This is a genomic window from Sphingopyxis sp. NFH-91, from assembly GCF_021401285.1.
GTDB lineage: Bacteria > Pseudomonadota > Alphaproteobacteria > Sphingomonadales > Sphingomonadaceae > Sphingopyxis > Sphingopyxis terrae_A.
On sequence record NZ_JACBGA010000007.1, the window covers coordinates 12,527 to 27,416 of the forward strand.

A 14,890-nucleotide genomic window follows, 5' to 3' on the forward strand; every position below is an offset into this window, starting at 1 on the left:
CGTCCCGATGCCGTGAACTCGGCCTATTTCGAAGGCGTTACCCCGCTATGGGTTGCGCCGGGCAGAGCGCCAATTCCAGAGCGCTATCACGCCGCCTCATTTTCGCTCGCTGATTGGGCCGGCCCAGATTGGCCGGACAATGATGCAAGCGGCTTTTTCCCGCTCAGGCACTATCTCATTGGAGCTTGCGAAAAGTGGCAGACCCACAATTGGCAAGCTGACTGGGATCTGATTGCCGCGAGAAAGCGAGACGCGAAGCACCGGCAAACGTTGGCGAAGGCCACTCGCGCATTCCGGCAAGCAATTGGTAGTTCAAGTTTCAGGAGAGCTGAGCGAGATTTGGGCGTCTCGATTGCCACTGCGTTGTGCCCGAGCGCCAAGCTTGAAATGACATACGAAGATGGCTGCAGCGCCGTAGTCAGTGCGCTTCGCGACTTCGAGAAGCAGTCATTGCGGCCCGACCGTTTCCCGGTACGCTTTGGTCCGCTGCTTTACGATACATTCCCAACGCGCCTGCCTAAACGTGAAATAGCTGTAGCACTGGTGCTTGCCGACTTCGTGACAGGATTCCGCAAGGACGACCATCGCGCTGGAGGACTCCATTTCCCTAGGCCAGCCGTCTTGTCTCCCAAACTACCGTGGAAAGCGATTGCAGAGTTTGCGACCGCATTTTCTGATGATCCTGACGCCTCGATCAATCCTGATAACGTGGCAACGAGAGTGAGGAATCTGCGAGGGAAGGTCGCGCGAATAATGCGCTATCCCTGATTGCCGCAACGAGCGCGCGAACTTTCGCATCCCCATTGCTGCAATCGCCACACTGTTCCGTGGCATCCCAAGCCATGCCCTGAGGTGCTGCGCAATTCAGCGTAGTCTCTACGGAGGCATAGGAACCAACAATGAGCCAACTACTGACCGTGGCGGAGTTCAAGGACCGCTACAAAATCAGCCACTCCGCGTTCTATCGCGAGGTGGCCGCCAACCGCATCCCCATCAAGAAAATCGGCCGTGCAACTCGTATTGCAGTCGCCGACGCAGAAGCGTGGGCTTCCAGCCTGCCGACGCAGGGCGGAGAGGCTTCCAATGGATGACCGCAAGAAAGATGCCCCCAGCGCCGTTGCAGCGGCTCTGGGGGCGAATGTCGAAGGCCAGGATGTCAACGGACAGTTGAACCACTACCATTCGCCCAGAACACCTCGCAAGCGCATTATCGTGAAAGCGATCGGGCCTGATGACCAGCCGTTCACAGTGTCGGGCCAAGTCGCGAGGGTGCTGCTGGCGCTTGTGGAGGCAGGCGAAGCAGGGATCACACCTCTTGCACGAGAGACTTGGTCGCTCCGACTGTGGGACCATGTGCGCAAGCTGAAAAATCGGTGCAGCTTGGTCATCGTCACATTACGGGAAAAGCATGATGAGGGGTGCCATGCCCGCTACATCCTGCGGTCAACTGTGACCATCTTCGAAGTGATTTCCGACTGACAAGGCGGATGAACGCGGGGCGGCTGGCAACGGTCGCCCTGTTTCCGTTCGCAGGGTCAATCCCGCACATGGGAGTGCCTTGCCGTGCGCAAGCGAAACAGAAACAAACCCAACCAGAAAGGCCGCAACCCTACCTCGCGTTTCGCTAGGCTGGATCATCGCCTGTTGAATTCGCCCGCCTATCGTGCGCTCAGCACCGCAGCGCGAGCCCTGCTCGTGGAGCTCACCATGCTGGACAATGGCGAGAACAACGGGAGTCTCTACCTCAGTATCCGTGACGCGGCAGGGCGGCTGGGTATGGCCGACCTTTCAGCCGTGCGAAGTGCTTTCGATGAATTGCAGGAACTCGGCTTTGTCGAGATGACCGAGGCCGCTTCGTTTCATGTCAAAGCGGCTGAAAGGTCCCGCGCTAGATGCTGGCGATTGACCTGGCTTGCCGGTCCCGGTCGTAAAGGTCCCTCAATGGCATTCATGGATTGCCAGCCGCAACCCGGAACCAAAGCGCACAAGCGAATGGAGCGCGGAATGCGGGCTTTGAAGACCTTTCGTAAGGCGCGGGATTCAGGTCGATTGCCGGTATTGGATTCCGACACAGACGGCTGAAACTGTACCAAACTGAAAGTAATAGCGGTGTCGGTTTCCAATACGCTGAGAGGCCGAAACGGCGGAATTTGGCCATTCCTCTTTGTGTTGGATTCCTACGCACACATAGCTGCTACCATGGGTAGGCTCTTTGCAGCTATTGTATGCAATCACACCCTAATCCAATGAATCGGCACGGAATGTTTGACCTAGATGAACTTTTGAAAGTGGCAGGGCCCAATCCCGGTGACAATCACTGGCTGCGTGATGCAAAATCTGGAGCTCAATATCTGAAGCGGAACTCCGCCTCCGATGAAGTCATTCTTTTCGCAAATCCTGGCCAGATGATTGCGTTCACGGTTCTCGCACCACAGAGCCGACTTACACCGCCAGACGGAGACGCGCTTCAAAATGCTAGGTTTGACCCAACGGGGCATTGGGCGCTTGAGCATGTTTCAGGAGGCGGAGAACCGGACCGTATGTATTTGTCATCCCCAGTCGACAGTTACGGTTGCTCAGCTTTGGACGGTGCAGAGCAACTCGTCTTTCGACGAGATTTTACAGGCGTCGACAAAGGTGCAATGCGGACAGAGTTGTCTCAGCAACTCGTTCAGGCTCTCGATCTATATTGGCTCGACGAAGAGGCGGCTTACTGCAAGCTTGACGAGCACGGAGATATTCAGCCGATCATTCGGCTTCGAGATCTCAGCGAGGCGCTGGGACAGAACTCTGCAACGCTCGTTACGATCGATGCCGAGCAGCTACATCGCTACATGGCGGTTACCGATACGGCACTCGTCACGAAGTTCGACTTTACACGGTACCCCTCTGGGTCCTTTTTCGGCTGGCATGATCCTGAGCGCTCGGAGACCAACGACAACGACCTTTTTTACCACGCCGGTGTCCAAAACAATGCTAGCTTTGCCAACGGCGCGATGATCCTCCGCCCCGTTCTCACAAAGGAGATGTTGATTGCTCAGGCCAATCGGCAATGGAATGACGAAGGCAAAGAGTACGCGACATTCAAAGCTCAAGACTGGAAGAATAACCAGCTCGCCGAAATTTCCTGCGCTCCGTGGGCGCTGGCGAGCTATTTCGATAAAGACTCCGACCTGCCCTTCCAGGTGACGCCAGCCTTTTTCCGGCCGGAGGTGTTGCAGAAATACAAAGCCGACCCCGAGAAATATCGGCTCGAACATCGATCGATCTCAGCACGCGGAGGTTGGTACCTCAAATCGTATGACGTGAATGAAGCAGGCCAAGTGCATGCTTACCTCTATGACCTAGCGAAGCTGCCTTACAGCGAGCAGCTATATTGGCAGTCTTTCAACGAGTGGCCGAAGGCACCTATCTCGGAGCGCGCCTACCAGACCGATTTTGAAGGTAGCTTCAGCTCAATCCCAGATCCGCTCGTCGACTTGAAACATGAAGTTGCGAAACTCGACGAGATCAAACCTGATTACTGGGACGCGCGGGGAAGAGACCTCGCTGATACGGTTCACTATCCAATCTCTGCATCTACCGAGGAATGGGCCAATTCACTTCTGGCCCTCGATCAACTGGTAGTTGAAGGATTCGTCGTGAAAGCGCTTCGCCAGCGCTTGAAGTCGGCAGGCCGCGAATTCGAGAAGGCATGGCAATCACTCAAGCTCCTTCAGGAAGTGTTGTTGGCTGGGGGTTTGGACGAGGATGAAGCAAAAGAGATCTTGGAGCCGCTGAGGCTGCTGCATCATCTGCGCTCCAAGACCAAAGGCCACGCGGCGAACACAGAAAAGCAAGCCCTAATCAAACAGGCGAAGAAGGATCATGGTTCACTTCCCGCCCATTTCCGTTGGCTTGCTTCATCTGTTCAAGTGTCGTTCGACCGCATCATCGAACTGCTCTAGGCGTTCTTTTCCAAGGTTACTTCATGAATCTGCCTGACATCGACTTTACGCGAATTCGTCCGCTTGACGGCACCCGTCATACCGGATTTGAGGAGCTTTGTTCTCAGCTCGCTTCATTGGAAACTGAGGGCCCCGGAGCTGTTTTCACCAGAAAGGGTCGCGGTGGTGATGCGGGTCTAGAGTGCTTTTTTAAGCTTCCCAGTGGTGAGGAAGTTGGGTGGCAGGCCAAATATGTCTTCGAGTGGGATGCGAGCTTGGGCTCACAACTCGATAAGTCAGTTGAAGCTGCTCTCGAAAAGCATCCAAACCTTTCCCGTCTTGTCGTTTGTCTACCATTCGACCTTCCGGATTCACGACCGAAATCGGGCAAACGTGGGCGCCCAACAAAGAGTGCGCGGAAGAAGTGGGAAGACTGGAAGGATAAGTGGGAAAAGAAGGCCAAGAGCCAAAAGCGGTCGCTTACGATCGGTCTCTGGGGGAAGAGCGAACTTATCTCAAAGCTCACCGTTGACCAGCCGGCCCAGACTGGACGGCTCTTGTACTGGTTCGACCAAGAAGCTTTGACAACCCAGTGGCTGGTTGAGCAATTCGGGAAGGCAAAAGATTCACTCGGCTCTCGCTACACCCCGGAAACCAACGTCGAACTCCCCATCCGTCGCGATTTCCTAGCATTCGCGAGAGATCCTTTCCTTGAAGAAATGGTCCAAGAATGGGCACTTAGTTTACCCGAAAAAGGCGCCTCCACTCTCCGGTCATTAGAGCGGGCCAACGGTGGATCGAGTTCAACGGAGATCACAGAACTCTCCGAGGCTCTCAATGAGCTGAACGAGGCTCTTCGAATTGATCCGGTTGGGCCTGAGGCCCTCTATCCTGTAGAACGGTGGAAACGTGCCGTGACTGACTGTTACGCTGCTGTGAGGAGATCTCTAAGCTGGGTCTACACTCTCCCAGAGGAAGAGAAAAAACACGGCACGACAGACCAAGGATGGGCCCGCCATAATCTCTTTCGTTTCGGCGACCTGCTTACGGAAATCCAAGAAGCTTTGGACTCAAGCCAATGGGCGCTTGCTAATGCGCACGCAGTATTGCTCACTGGCGCAGCCGGAACCGGCAAATCTCACTTGCTTGCAGATGTTGTGGAGCACCAAGTCAATCTGGGGCGTCCGGCTCTCGTGGTGCTTGGCAGCGCCATGATCGAAGGTGATCCTTGGCGTCAAATTATGACCCAGTTGGATCTTCCATCCGATCTACAGGCCAAACAATTCTTGGGCATGCTCGATGCTGCTGCACAAGCCGCAGAAGTGCGCGCATTGGTATGTATCGACGCAATCAACGAGCGGCACGGCCCAGAAATTTGGCCGGAGCGCATGGCGGCGTTCCTGAAGGCGGCTGAGCCTTTTCCCAGGGTTGGGATCGTTCTTTCGTGCCGGTCAACATATGTGCGGCATGTGGTGCCCGACACGCTCAGCGACCACCAACTCAGTTCGATCAAGCATGAAGGCTTCGGTGGCCGCGGCGGTGAAGCGGCGAACGTTTATCTCGCCAAGCGCGGTATCGTTCGTCCTGGCGCGCCAAATCTCGTCCCTGAATTCCTCAATCCCTTGTTTCTCAAAACTTGTTGCGATTTCTTGGATGTTGAGGGGAAGAATGAGCTGCCTCGCGGCTTGCGAGGTGTAAGCGCGATATTCGAATTCTATAACAATGCCGTCGTACGCGCCGTGACAAAGCGGATGAAACTCGATCCCCATTTGGACGTTGTGGAACGAGCCTTAAAGCGTTTTGCGGATTTGATTGTTTCACAGGGGGTCGGCTATGCTTCCAAGTCAGATGCAATTGCAGCTTTCGACGAGATATTGGCGCCTAGTGGTAGCCTCGAGCGAAGCCTGCTCGCGCAACTTGAAAGCGAAGGCGTCATAGCGCTCGAACCCGTCCGGCAAGATGATGGTTCGTTCGCTACAATGGTCCGATTTACGTTCGAGCGCTACAGCGACCACGCCATCGCGAAACGACTGTTGGACGAGCACCTCGATCCTTCCAATCCTCACGGCTCGTTTGCGAAGGGTACTCGTTTGGGTGAGCTTGCGTTTGGCTCTCAGAACTATCGATTTGCGGGCATAATTGAAGCACTCGCCATTCAGCTGCCTGAGGCCGTTCGGATCGAGATTGCTGACTTCCGAGCTGAGATCGACTGGACCGTCGAGAATGCCTTTCAGGAGAGCCTGCTGTGGCGAAATCAGGCCTTTTTCTCCGACAGAACTCTTGAGCTGGTCCATCACTTTAACGATGAAGACGGCGTCAAAGACGTGCTCGTTTCCGTAGCCACGGAGCCAGATAACAAGTTCAATGCCGACTACCTACACGAGCAGCTCAAAATACTGACAATGCCCGAGCGGGATTTCGAATGGTCGGTCTACGTTAATGCACGAGGCGACGAGTCAGACCCACTCGGCCAACTGATCTCATGGGCGATGCAGAATGGAATGGGCGCAGTCGAAGATGAACGTGCGCGGCTGACCGCGATTGCGCTTGGTTGGTTTCTTACGAGTTCAAATCGGATGATAAGGGATCGCGCCACGAAAGCGCTTGGCTGCCTTTTTGCTGAGCGCTTGGATCTCGCTTCTTCCACACTTCGATTGTTTGCCGATGTAGACGACCTCTACGTCCGAGAACGTTTATTTGCCGCAGCCTACGGAGCGGCGCTCCAAGGCAAAGTGACGCAAGGCCTGACTGATCTGGCTTTGACTGCTTACGAGCTCACATTCGAAAGTGGTGCGCCGCCGTGTAATGAACTGTTACGGGATCACGCGCGGGGCATCGTGGCATATTCCGATTGGCGCGGTGTTTTGCCAGCTTCCATCGACATTGCACTGACAAAGCCACCCTACCAGAGCAGCTGGCCTATAGAGTATGTGCCCGACGCGCTGATTGACACCTTCAAGCAGGACTACAACGGCCAATTGTTTCATGACGCAATCGTCAGCTCGGTTGGCGATCATGGCGACTTTGCATCGTACGTTGTCCGTCACAAAGTTGACAGATGGTCCCCATCCCCGCTTTCCGCGGCTGAGTGTCCGAGCAGCGCTCAGTTGGCCGAGGACTGGATAGACAGATTTCGTTCGTCCGCGACTACCGAACAGATTGCAGCATTCGAAGCACTGCTGACAGCCGCCAAAGCTGCAAGAGGCGAACTCAGCTACAAAAAGTCACCTGAGCAGTTGGCGCTCGAAAGCGCTGAGTTGGCCTTCCAGGGGGCCGTCTCAGCCGCGGAGTGGGAGGAATATCGGGTCGAAGCCAAGCACTACATAAGGCAATGGAAGTTCGCCGAGAGACCACATAATTATTCAGCACGATTTGATGAAGGCTGGGCCCGGCGGTGGATTTGTAAACGCGCACATGAGCTTGGTTGGACTACCGAGAGGTTTGCTGCAATTGAACGTAACTCAAGTTCTGACCGGCATGACCATCGCGTTGAGCGCATAGGCAAAAAATATCAATGGCTCGCGCTGGGCGAATTGATCGCTCGAATGGCCGACAACTTGATGTTTATGGGTCAGGGATATGGCGATGAGGGGCCCCGTCCGTACACGGGAGCGCGGGAAATCGGCCTTCGAGATATTGATCCGTCCCTTCTTGTAACCAAGACACATTATGATGGTTGGAAGCAGTGGCCGCGCAGCTGGTGGGTGCCGGTCGAACCGCGGCTGCGCCAAATCGAACCTATGGATCGGTTAGTCTGGTTGGAAAGTGACAGTGATCTGCTGAATGACGCAAAGTTGATCGATCTCACTGATCCTAAAACCTCTCGGAGGTGGCTGCCTTTGAATGTCCACGCATCTTGGAGACAGTCCGGGATCGAAGGCGAGAGTCGAGAGATGCAGCGGCAAACCTGGTATCAGGTTCACTGCATTGTCATGGCGAAGGAGGACGAATCCAAGGTCGCGAAAGCACTACTAGATGGCGCACGCTTGCGCGACATTCCCCAGTTCCATCTCGACAGCGACTATTATCTTGGGGAGTTTCCTTGGCATCCTTCCCTGCGGGAGAGTGATAACTGGGTGCCCCCGGATAGCTGGAATAATTTTGGCGCACCTGTTCGTGCAACAACTGCTGAATACCTTTGCGAGCGGGGAGGGTATGACTACTCCATCGATGAGACAATCCGTGTCAAATTGCCCGCTCCATGGTTGGCCGACGCAATGGGGCTAAGACTCTATGACGGCCAGCATCCTAAATTTGTCGATGCATCAGGCGAAACGCGATTTTTTGACCCTTCAGTGTCCGCTCCTGGGCATGATGCCGCCTTGGTCGAACGAGATGCGTTTCTAAGCATGCTGGCGCGTGAAAATCTTGCGGCAATCTGGATCATCTCTGGAGAGAAGGGAGTGTTTGGGGGGCGCGATCCTCATCGCGGCTACGGTGGCCGCGTTTGCCACACTGCAATCTATCGGTTGAACACGAATGGATTCTCTCGCGAAATCCACACGGAGCGCGAGTATCCCACTGAAGAGCAACTTGAGGGCCTGCTCGGAAGCCAGCCGTCGCCTGAGGTTGCTAACGCTTACTCAAGACCGCACGAACCCTCGCCAGCACAAGGCAATGATATGTGGAGTGATGATTCTGACCTTGGTGAGCTTTACCGCAAGCTAATCAACGGCGAATAGCGATGCTGGCGCCATCAACACTCTTCTAAAAGCCATCATCCTTCACGCGCCAGATTGGCTCTACACCCCACGTGGACGCTCAACCCTCCACTGCCATAACTTGGCCGGTCGACTTTTGAACATGGCGGCCCAAATTCGGGACAGCTTCGTGCACACCCTACCCCGCGATTTCGGGATATAAGGCTTTCTAAACTTTGCAGAATAGTGGTTTGGGCGAAAGTCACCCGCCTGCGAGTTGAGCGGGTTTGCACCGACCCGCAGCCAACTCATTGCGGGACAAGGTTATGAAATGACGATTGAATTTCGCCAATGTTCGCGAGTGGTCAGCGATCCATAAAGTTCCCCCGCCTCAAGCAGCCAAGCCATCGTGGATCAAACTGTAACTTCTAACTGAAACTAATGCCTAAAGGCAGCGCAGCCGGAGAAAAAGCGGTCTGCTAGCGCTTCATGCTGGCGCATCCGGCAAGTAGGACCCGTAAAATGGACGTTCCTTGCCGCACCAGAGTGCCATGCTAAAAGAGTACCAAAACGCGACGATCCTGCTGAGTATCTAATGGAAGACCCCTATAAATTGGCAGCCTCCTTCGCCAGGTCGTTTGGCGAAACAGAATATGCCCTGAAGCGCTCTTCCCATCTCCGTGAGAACAAAGATGTAGCAGAGGCCGACTGGGACAGCTTCGCTCGCGACCTAGGCCCTGACTTCTTTGCTACAGTCGTCGACCGAGGCATAGCCAAGACACTGATCAGCGAACCGCCGCGTCGCCTAATGAAGAATCTTCAATGGGCGCCCGAGGTTCCGATCCCACTCGCAAACGTACAGGAGTTAATCGTGCAGGGCGTATGCCGCGTGCGAAATAGTTATCTCCACGGAGAGAAATTTACTGGCGGCCCTGACGGGCAATGGACACGCGACCTCACGCTCATAAAAGAAGCGCATGCCGTGCTTGATGCTGCGATTAGCTGGCTGAATCGCGCCTAGGGCTAATGGGCTAGAAGCACGGATGGGAACCCCTGTTTTCCATACTCATTCCATACGGAACGACTGACGCTTCACTAACCCATTGAAAAGCTGGCGCACCCGACAGGATTCGAACCTGTGACCTCTGCCTTCGGAGGGCAGCGCTCTATCCAGCTGAGCTACGGGTGCCGGTAGAGCGCGGCCTCTAGCAAGAGCTTCGCCTGCCAGCAATGGTCTATCGACCGCGCGGCGCGTATATGCGAAGCGGCGTCGGGGCCGCGATGCGGCGGCCGGTGCGGGGACGGTGATGGCGGATACGAACCAGGGCTGGCCGATGGCCGCCGATCTTTATGGCGAGCTGCAGCTTGAAACAACGCCCACGGCCGCGCGGCGCTGGCACGATTATTTTCCCGGCGCCTTTGCGACCGCGATCGCGGCGCTCGCCGCTGCGTGGCTCGCCGATCATTATGGCGCCCCGCTTGTGCTGATGGGGCTGCTCATCGGCCTCGCGATGAGTTTTCTGTCGCAGGACAAGCGCACCCACGCCGGGCTCGACCTGATGTCGCAGACCGCGCTGCGGATCGGCATTGTCCTCGTCGGCGCCCGGATTACCGCCGAACAGCTCGTCGAACTGGGGCCGCTCCCCTTTGCGCTGCTCGTCGTCATCATGCTCGCAGTCATCCTGATCACCGTCGCGAGCGCGCGGCTGTTCCGGCAGGACAGTCACGCCGCGCTGCTCGCGGGCGGCGCGACCGCAATCTGCGGCGCGTCGGCGGCGCTCGCGCTCTATTCGCTGATCGGCGACAAGCGCGTCGACCAGGCGCGCTTCACGCTGACGCTGGTCGGCATCACGGTCGCGAGCGCGCTGGCCATGTCGCTCTACCCCATTCTCGCCGCCGAAATCGGCCTGACCGACACGCAGGCCGGCTTTCTGATCGGTGCGTCGATCCACGACGTCGCGCAGGCGATCGGCGGCGGCTTTTCCTTTTCGCCGCAGGCGGGCGAGGTCGCGACGATCGTCAAGCTGACCCGTGTCGCGCTGCTCGCCCCGATGCTGATGCTCGTCGCCATGTGGCTGGGCCGCGCCGGCGACGCGCCCGCCGGAAAGCGCAAGATCCCGCTGCGCCTGCCGTGGTTCATCACCGGCTTTCTGCTGATCGCCGCGATCAATTCGATCGTTGCAATTCCGAAGCCGGTGCAGGGCGCGGCGGCGACCGGGGCGCAGGCGCTGCTATTGCTCGCGATCGTCGCGACGGCGATGAAGGCACGGCTTGCGCTGTTGCTCGATCAGGGGTGGCGCAGCTTCGCGCCGATCATCGTCGCGACGCTGACCAGCTTTCTGCTGGCGCTTGCCGCCGCCGTCAGCCTGTGACGCCGTGACGTCACGACGGCGCAGCTGAGGCTCAGCCTTTCGGGAGCGCCCAGCTGACGGTCAACTGCGTCGCTCGGCGCGGAATATCGAGCTTCGCCTCGCTGAAATTGACCTTTTCGTTGGGCGGCAGCATCCGCACCGGCGGCTTGATCGTCCAGCTATAGACGATCGTCCCCTGCGCATCGCGCAGTTCGGCGAGGATCGGCGGCACGCGCTGTTCGCGATCGGTCGGGTTGATGATGACCCCACTCGCCGCGAAATAGATAGTGCCGTCGGGCAGTTCGCGGTGATCCTGATTGGGCGGAAGCTCGATCACCAGATCGGGCTCGTCGGTCATCCCCGGAATACCCAGACCCTGCGCCCAGCCCGGCAGGCCGAACCAGTAGAGCGCCCCGGTCGCGCCGATCATCAGCAGCGCGGCGGCAGCGGCGATCATCGTCCAGCGCTTGGCGGGATTGCGCCGGGCGCGGCGGAAGGGCAGCGGCGGCTCGGCCTCGCTGGCCGGAATGACGCGCGGCTCGGCCTCGGGCACCGCAAAGGCCTGCGGCGGCGGCGGCGGCGCGGACTCCTCGACCACGGGCGGCGCGGCCGGTGCGGGATCGAATGCGGGCGGTGCGGATACAGACGAGGGGGCGGAAGGCGCGGCCTCGGGCGCCGAAACCGGCTCCGGGACGGGCGGCGCAGCGGGCACGGGCGCCGCCGCGGCCGCTGCAGCGGGTTCCTGGAACCAGCTATGGCGGCAACTGGCACAGCGCACCGTTCGGCCATTGGGTCCGATCGCTGTGTCGGGGACGACATAGCGCGTATGGCAGGACGGGCAGGACAGGATCATGGCGTCTCTCTAAACACGCTGATTCGCGGTGTTGCAAGCGCCGCGTGCGCCGGGCGTGCCGACAGGGCATGGCGAGCGCCGGTCGAAAAGCCGACGCTTGGCGCTTGTCCTCGCGAAACAGCCGTGCGACAGGCAGCGACATGAGCGGCGGGGCTCCCCTTTTCGACCGGCACCAAGGCGCGTCGCGGCGCGCGATGGTGGCGTCATGACGGCGACCGCCCCCGGCCGGCCCGGCGGCGCAATGGTCGAATTCGACGGCGTCGGCCTGCGCTACGGGCCCGATGCCGAGACATTGTCCGACATCAGTTTCAACCTTCAGCCCGGCAGCTTCTATTTCCTGACCGGCGCGTCGGGCGCGGGCAAGACCTCGCTGCTCAAGATGCTTTACCTCGCGCAGCGGCCGAGCCGCGGCATCGTGCGCCTGTTCGGTGAGGATCTGGGGACGATGCCGCGCCAGCGCCTGCCCGGCTTTCGCCGTCGCATCGGCGTCGTCTTCCAGGACTTCCGGCTAATCCCGCATTTGAGCGCGCGCGACAATATCGCGCTGCCGCTGCGCATCGCCGGGGTCAGCGAGGAGGATCTGTCGGGCCCGGTGGGCGAGATGCTGAGCTGGATCGGGCTGAGCGAACGCGCGCACGCCTTTCCACCGACGCTGTCGGGCGGCGAGCAACAGCGGGTGGCGATCGCGCGCGCGGTGATCGCCCGCCCGCAACTGCTCGTCGCCGACGAACCGACGGGTAACGTCGATCCCGAGATGGCGATGCGCCTGCTGGGCTTGTTCGAGGCGCTCAACCGCCTCGGCACCACGGTCGTCGTCGCGACCCACGACATCCATCTGATCAGCCGCATCGACAATGCCCAGATGATGCGGCTCGAAAAGGGGCGGCTGTCCGATCCCACTGGCGCGCTGCGCTATCCGCCGAACCGCGCCTAGGATGGAAGGCCGATGATCTTCGCGCGCGTTCCCGTCCAGCATCGCCGCCTGCTTCCCGATCGCCGCCTGTCGGGCCCGACACCGTGGGTCATCGCGATCCTGATGATGCTCACCCTGCTGGCCGCCGCGGGCGGCGTCGGCCTTGCGCGATCGGCGGATGCGATCGGCGAGGCAATTGCGGGGCGCGTCACGGTGCAGATCATTACCGCCAATCCCGTGCTGCGCGCAGAGCAGGCGGCGGCACTGCGCCGCGCGGCTGCTGCACAACCCTTCGTGCGATCGGCGCGCGCGGTCGATCCGGCCGAGCTGCAGGCGACGCTCGGCCAATGGTTCGGCACCGCCGACGGCGACGATCCGGTGCTGCGCTCGCTGCCGATGCCGGCGCTCGTCGATGTCGATTTCGTCGGCGAGGATCGGTCGGGTCATATGGGCCAGCTGCGCGCGCTCGTCGCCCGCGAGGCCCCCGGCGCGCGCGTCATCCCGCATGCGGATTGGCTCGGCCCCGTCGCGCGGTTGATCCGCTCACTCGCCTGGATCGCGGGCGGTCTCGTTATCCTGATGACGCTCGCCAGCGCCGCGGTGGTCATCATGACGGCACGTGCCGCGCTGGGCACCCATTATGCGACGATCGAGATGCTGCACCTGATCGGCGCCACCGACCAGCAGATCGCCCGCCTGTTCCAGCGCCGCATCACGATCGATACGGCTTATGGTGTCGCGCTCGGTACCGCGGTGGCCGCCGCCATCCTGCTGCTGATCGGCTGGCAATGGTCGCGCGTGACATCGGGACTTGCCGCGACCGCGTCGCTTGGCCCGATCGGCTGGGCGCTCTTGCTGGCGCTGCCGCTATTGGCTATCGCGCTCGCGGCACTGACGGCGCGGCAGACCCTGCTCGCCGCGCTCAAGAAGATTTTATGATCAAACGGCTGATCTCTCTCCTGTTCCTGGCCTGGGTGCTGGGCTTCGCGTGGTTCGCGCTGCTCTTGCCGCTGCCCGCGGGCGACCAGACGACCGACGCGATCGTCGTGCTGACCGGCGGCCCCGGCCGGATCGACCGCGGGCTGGAACTGCTCGAGGCGGGACGCGCCAAGCGGCTCCTGATCAGCGGCGTCGCGCGCGAAGTGAAGCCGAAGGAACTCGCCGCCGAATATAAACGGCCGCAAAAGCTGTTCGATTGCTGTGTCGCGCTGGGTTTTGAGGCCGAGGATACACGCTCGAACGCGACCGAGGTCGCAAGCTGGGTTGCGCGGCGCAACTACAAGAGCATCCGGCTCGTCACCACCGACTGGCACATGCGCCGCGCCGAATATGAACTCGGCCGCGCGATGGACAAGAAGGTGACGATCCTTCCCGATGCGGTGCGCAGCCAGCCGAGCTTTTCGACGCTGTTTCGCGAATATCACAAATATCTGGCCGGTCTGGCGGGCGGCCTGCTCGGACTGTGAGCTATCCGATCGCCCTCGTGCGTTCGATCCTGTTCTGGATCGCCTTCGTCCTGATGAGCAGCATCTGCTCGATCGGCGCGATCGTCACGCTGCCGATCTCGCACCATGCGACGCGCGGGTTCGTGCGCGCTTGGGCGAAGTTCCACCGGCTGATCTGCCGCTTCATCCTGGGGCACCGGGTGATCGTTGAGGGCGAGATGCCCGACATCCCCGTCCTCTATGTCTTCAAGCATGAGGGCGCGTTCGAGACGATCGAACAGCCGATGCTGTTCAAATGGCCCGCGGTCTTCGCCAAGGAGGAATTATTCTCGATTCCCGTCTGGGGACAGGCGGCGCGCTTTTATGGGCTGATCCCGGTCGACCGCGACGGCGGCAGCAAGGCGATGCGCGCGATGCTGAACGCGGCCAAGGCGGCGCTGGCGATCGGTCGCCCGCTGGTGCTGTTCGCCGAAGGCACGCGCGTGCCGCACGGCAAGGCGCCCCCGCTGCGGTCGGGCTTTGCGGGCGTCTATCGAATGCTGGGCGTCCCCGTGATCCCGGTCGCCGTCAACAGCGGCATCGCCTATCCGCCGCACCGCTGGGTAAAATGGCCGGGAACCATCACCTATCGCATCGGCGACACCATCCCCGCCGGCCTGCCGCGCGAGGAAGCCGAAGAACGCGTCTGGCGCGCGATCAACGCGCTCAACCCGCCCGAAGCACTGCTGGAAAAGCCGGCCGAGCAATAGCAATAACGGTCGT

Annotated in this window: 13 protein-coding genes and 1 tRNA gene; 12 read left to right on the top strand and 2 right to left on the bottom strand. The window is 59.6% G+C overall.

The features are described from left to right. The first annotated feature begins 12 nt into the window (after positions 1–12). The 7 genes from L0963_RS14995 (at position 13) to L0963_RS15025 (ending at position 9,587) form a co-directional block, all read left to right on the top strand. Positions 13–768: a hypothetical protein gene (locus tag L0963_RS14995; protein ID WP_234180382.1), complete on the top strand. Its 756-nt coding sequence runs from the start codon at positions 13–15 to the stop codon at positions 766–768. Between the two features lie 131 nt (positions 769–899). Next, positions 900–1,091, top strand: a complete 192-nt coding sequence (locus L0963_RS15000; RefSeq protein WP_234180385.1) for a helix-turn-helix transcriptional regulator — start codon at positions 900–902, stop codon at positions 1,089–1,091. Then, on the top strand, positions 1,084–1,479 hold the full coding sequence (locus L0963_RS15005) for a winged helix domain-containing protein (protein WP_234180387.1): 396 nt from the start codon (positions 1,084–1,086) through the stop codon (positions 1,477–1,479). The genes L0963_RS15000 and L0963_RS15005 overlap by 8 nt, the downstream gene beginning before the upstream one ends. Positions 1,480–1,563: 84 nt before the next feature. Beyond that, positions 1,564–2,082, top strand: coding sequence for a hypothetical protein (locus L0963_RS15010; protein ID WP_234180389.1), 519 nt, complete (start codon positions 1,564–1,566; stop codon positions 2,080–2,082). Positions 2,083–2,261: 179 nt separating this feature from the next. Further along, on the top strand, positions 2,262–3,947 hold the full coding sequence (locus L0963_RS15015) for a hypothetical protein (RefSeq protein ID WP_234180391.1): 1,686 nt from the start codon (positions 2,262–2,264) through the stop codon (positions 3,945–3,947). A 23-nt stretch (positions 3,948–3,970) separates the two neighbouring features. Beyond that, a complete protein-coding gene (locus tag L0963_RS15020; RefSeq protein ID WP_234180393.1) occupies positions 3,971–8,608 on the top strand; it encodes a hypothetical protein in 4,638 nt (1,545 codons plus the stop codon). A gap of 553 nt (positions 8,609–9,161) precedes the next feature. Next, positions 9,162–9,587 carry a hypothetical protein gene (locus L0963_RS15025; protein ID WP_234180395.1) on the top strand — a complete coding sequence of 142 codons (426 nt, stop codon included), beginning with the start codon at positions 9,162–9,164 and terminating at the stop codon, positions 9,585–9,587. Between the two features lie 91 nt (positions 9,588–9,678). On the opposite strand, the gene L0963_RS15030 is transcribed toward L0963_RS15025, so the two are convergent. Beyond that, positions 9,679–9,755 (bottom strand) — tRNA-Arg (locus L0963_RS15030). 118 nt (positions 9,756–9,873) lie between these two features. Between L0963_RS15030 and L0963_RS15035 the strand changes: the two genes are divergently transcribed. After that, entirely contained in the window at positions 9,874–10,938 is a 1,065-nt protein-coding gene (locus L0963_RS15035) for a YeiH family protein (protein ID WP_234180397.1), read from the top strand. A 31-nt stretch (positions 10,939–10,969) separates the two neighbouring features. Here the strand turns inward: L0963_RS15035 and L0963_RS15040 are convergent, their stop codons facing one another. Then, a complete protein-coding gene (locus L0963_RS15040) occupies positions 10,970–11,770 on the bottom strand; it encodes a zinc-ribbon domain-containing protein (RefSeq protein ID WP_234180399.1) in 801 nt (266 codons plus the stop codon). A 205-nt stretch (positions 11,771–11,975) separates the two neighbouring features. Between L0963_RS15040 and ftsE the strand changes: the two genes are divergently transcribed. Genes ftsE through L0963_RS15060 form a run of 4 tightly spaced genes read left to right on the top strand, consistent with a single transcriptional unit; the run spans position 11,976 to position 14,877 of the window. Continuing rightward, positions 11,976–12,704 carry a cell division ATP-binding protein FtsE gene (ftsE, locus tag L0963_RS15045; protein WP_058810882.1) on the top strand — a complete coding sequence of 243 codons (729 nt, stop codon included), beginning with the start codon at positions 11,976–11,978 and terminating at the stop codon, positions 12,702–12,704. A 12-nt stretch (positions 12,705–12,716) separates the two neighbouring features. After that, on the top strand, positions 12,717–13,622 hold the full coding sequence (locus L0963_RS15050) for a cell division protein FtsX (protein ID WP_234180400.1): 906 nt from the start codon (positions 12,717–12,719) through the stop codon (positions 13,620–13,622). Beyond that, a complete protein-coding gene (locus L0963_RS15055) occupies positions 13,619–14,149 on the top strand; it encodes a YdcF family protein (protein WP_003042416.1) in 531 nt (176 codons plus the stop codon). The genes L0963_RS15050 and L0963_RS15055 overlap by 4 nt, the downstream gene beginning before the upstream one ends. After that, positions 14,146–14,877, top strand: coding sequence for a lysophospholipid acyltransferase family protein (locus L0963_RS15060; RefSeq protein ID WP_217372917.1), 732 nt, complete (start codon positions 14,146–14,148; stop codon positions 14,875–14,877). The genes L0963_RS15055 and L0963_RS15060 overlap by 4 nt, the downstream gene beginning before the upstream one ends. The last annotated feature ends 13 nt before the right edge of the window (positions 14,878–14,890 follow it).

What these genes read in the sequence shown, in the direction of transcription:
- L0963_RS15040 (WP_234180399.1), bottom strand. Translation starts at nt 11,770, where the DNA reads ATGATCCTGTCCTGCCCGTCCTGCCATACGCGCTATGTCGTCCCCGAC.
- L0963_RS15005 (WP_234180387.1), top strand. Translation starts at nt 1,084, where the DNA reads ATGGATGACCGCAAGAAAGATGCCCCCAGCGCCGTTGCAGCGGCTCTG.
- ftsE (WP_058810882.1), top strand. Translation starts at nt 11,976, where the DNA reads ATGACGGCGACCGCCCCCGGCCGGCCCGGCGGCGCAATGGTCGAATTC.
- L0963_RS15000 (WP_234180385.1), top strand. Translation starts at nt 900, where the DNA reads ATGAGCCAACTACTGACCGTGGCGGAGTTCAAGGACCGCTACAAAATC.
- L0963_RS15050 (WP_234180400.1), top strand. Translation starts at nt 12,717, where the DNA reads ATGATCTTCGCGCGCGTTCCCGTCCAGCATCGCCGCCTGCTTCCCGAT.
- L0963_RS15035 (WP_234180397.1), top strand. Translation starts at nt 9,874, where the DNA reads ATGGCGGATACGAACCAGGGCTGGCCGATGGCCGCCGATCTTTATGGC.
- L0963_RS15020 (WP_234180393.1), top strand. Translation starts at nt 3,971, where the DNA reads ATGAATCTGCCTGACATCGACTTTACGCGAATTCGTCCGCTTGACGGC.
- L0963_RS15015 (WP_234180391.1), top strand. Translation starts at nt 2,262, where the DNA reads ATGTTTGACCTAGATGAACTTTTGAAAGTGGCAGGGCCCAATCCCGGT.
- L0963_RS15055 (WP_003042416.1), top strand. Translation starts at nt 13,619, where the DNA reads ATGATCAAACGGCTGATCTCTCTCCTGTTCCTGGCCTGGGTGCTGGGC.
- L0963_RS15025 (WP_234180395.1), top strand. Translation starts at nt 9,162, where the DNA reads ATGGAAGACCCCTATAAATTGGCAGCCTCCTTCGCCAGGTCGTTTGGC.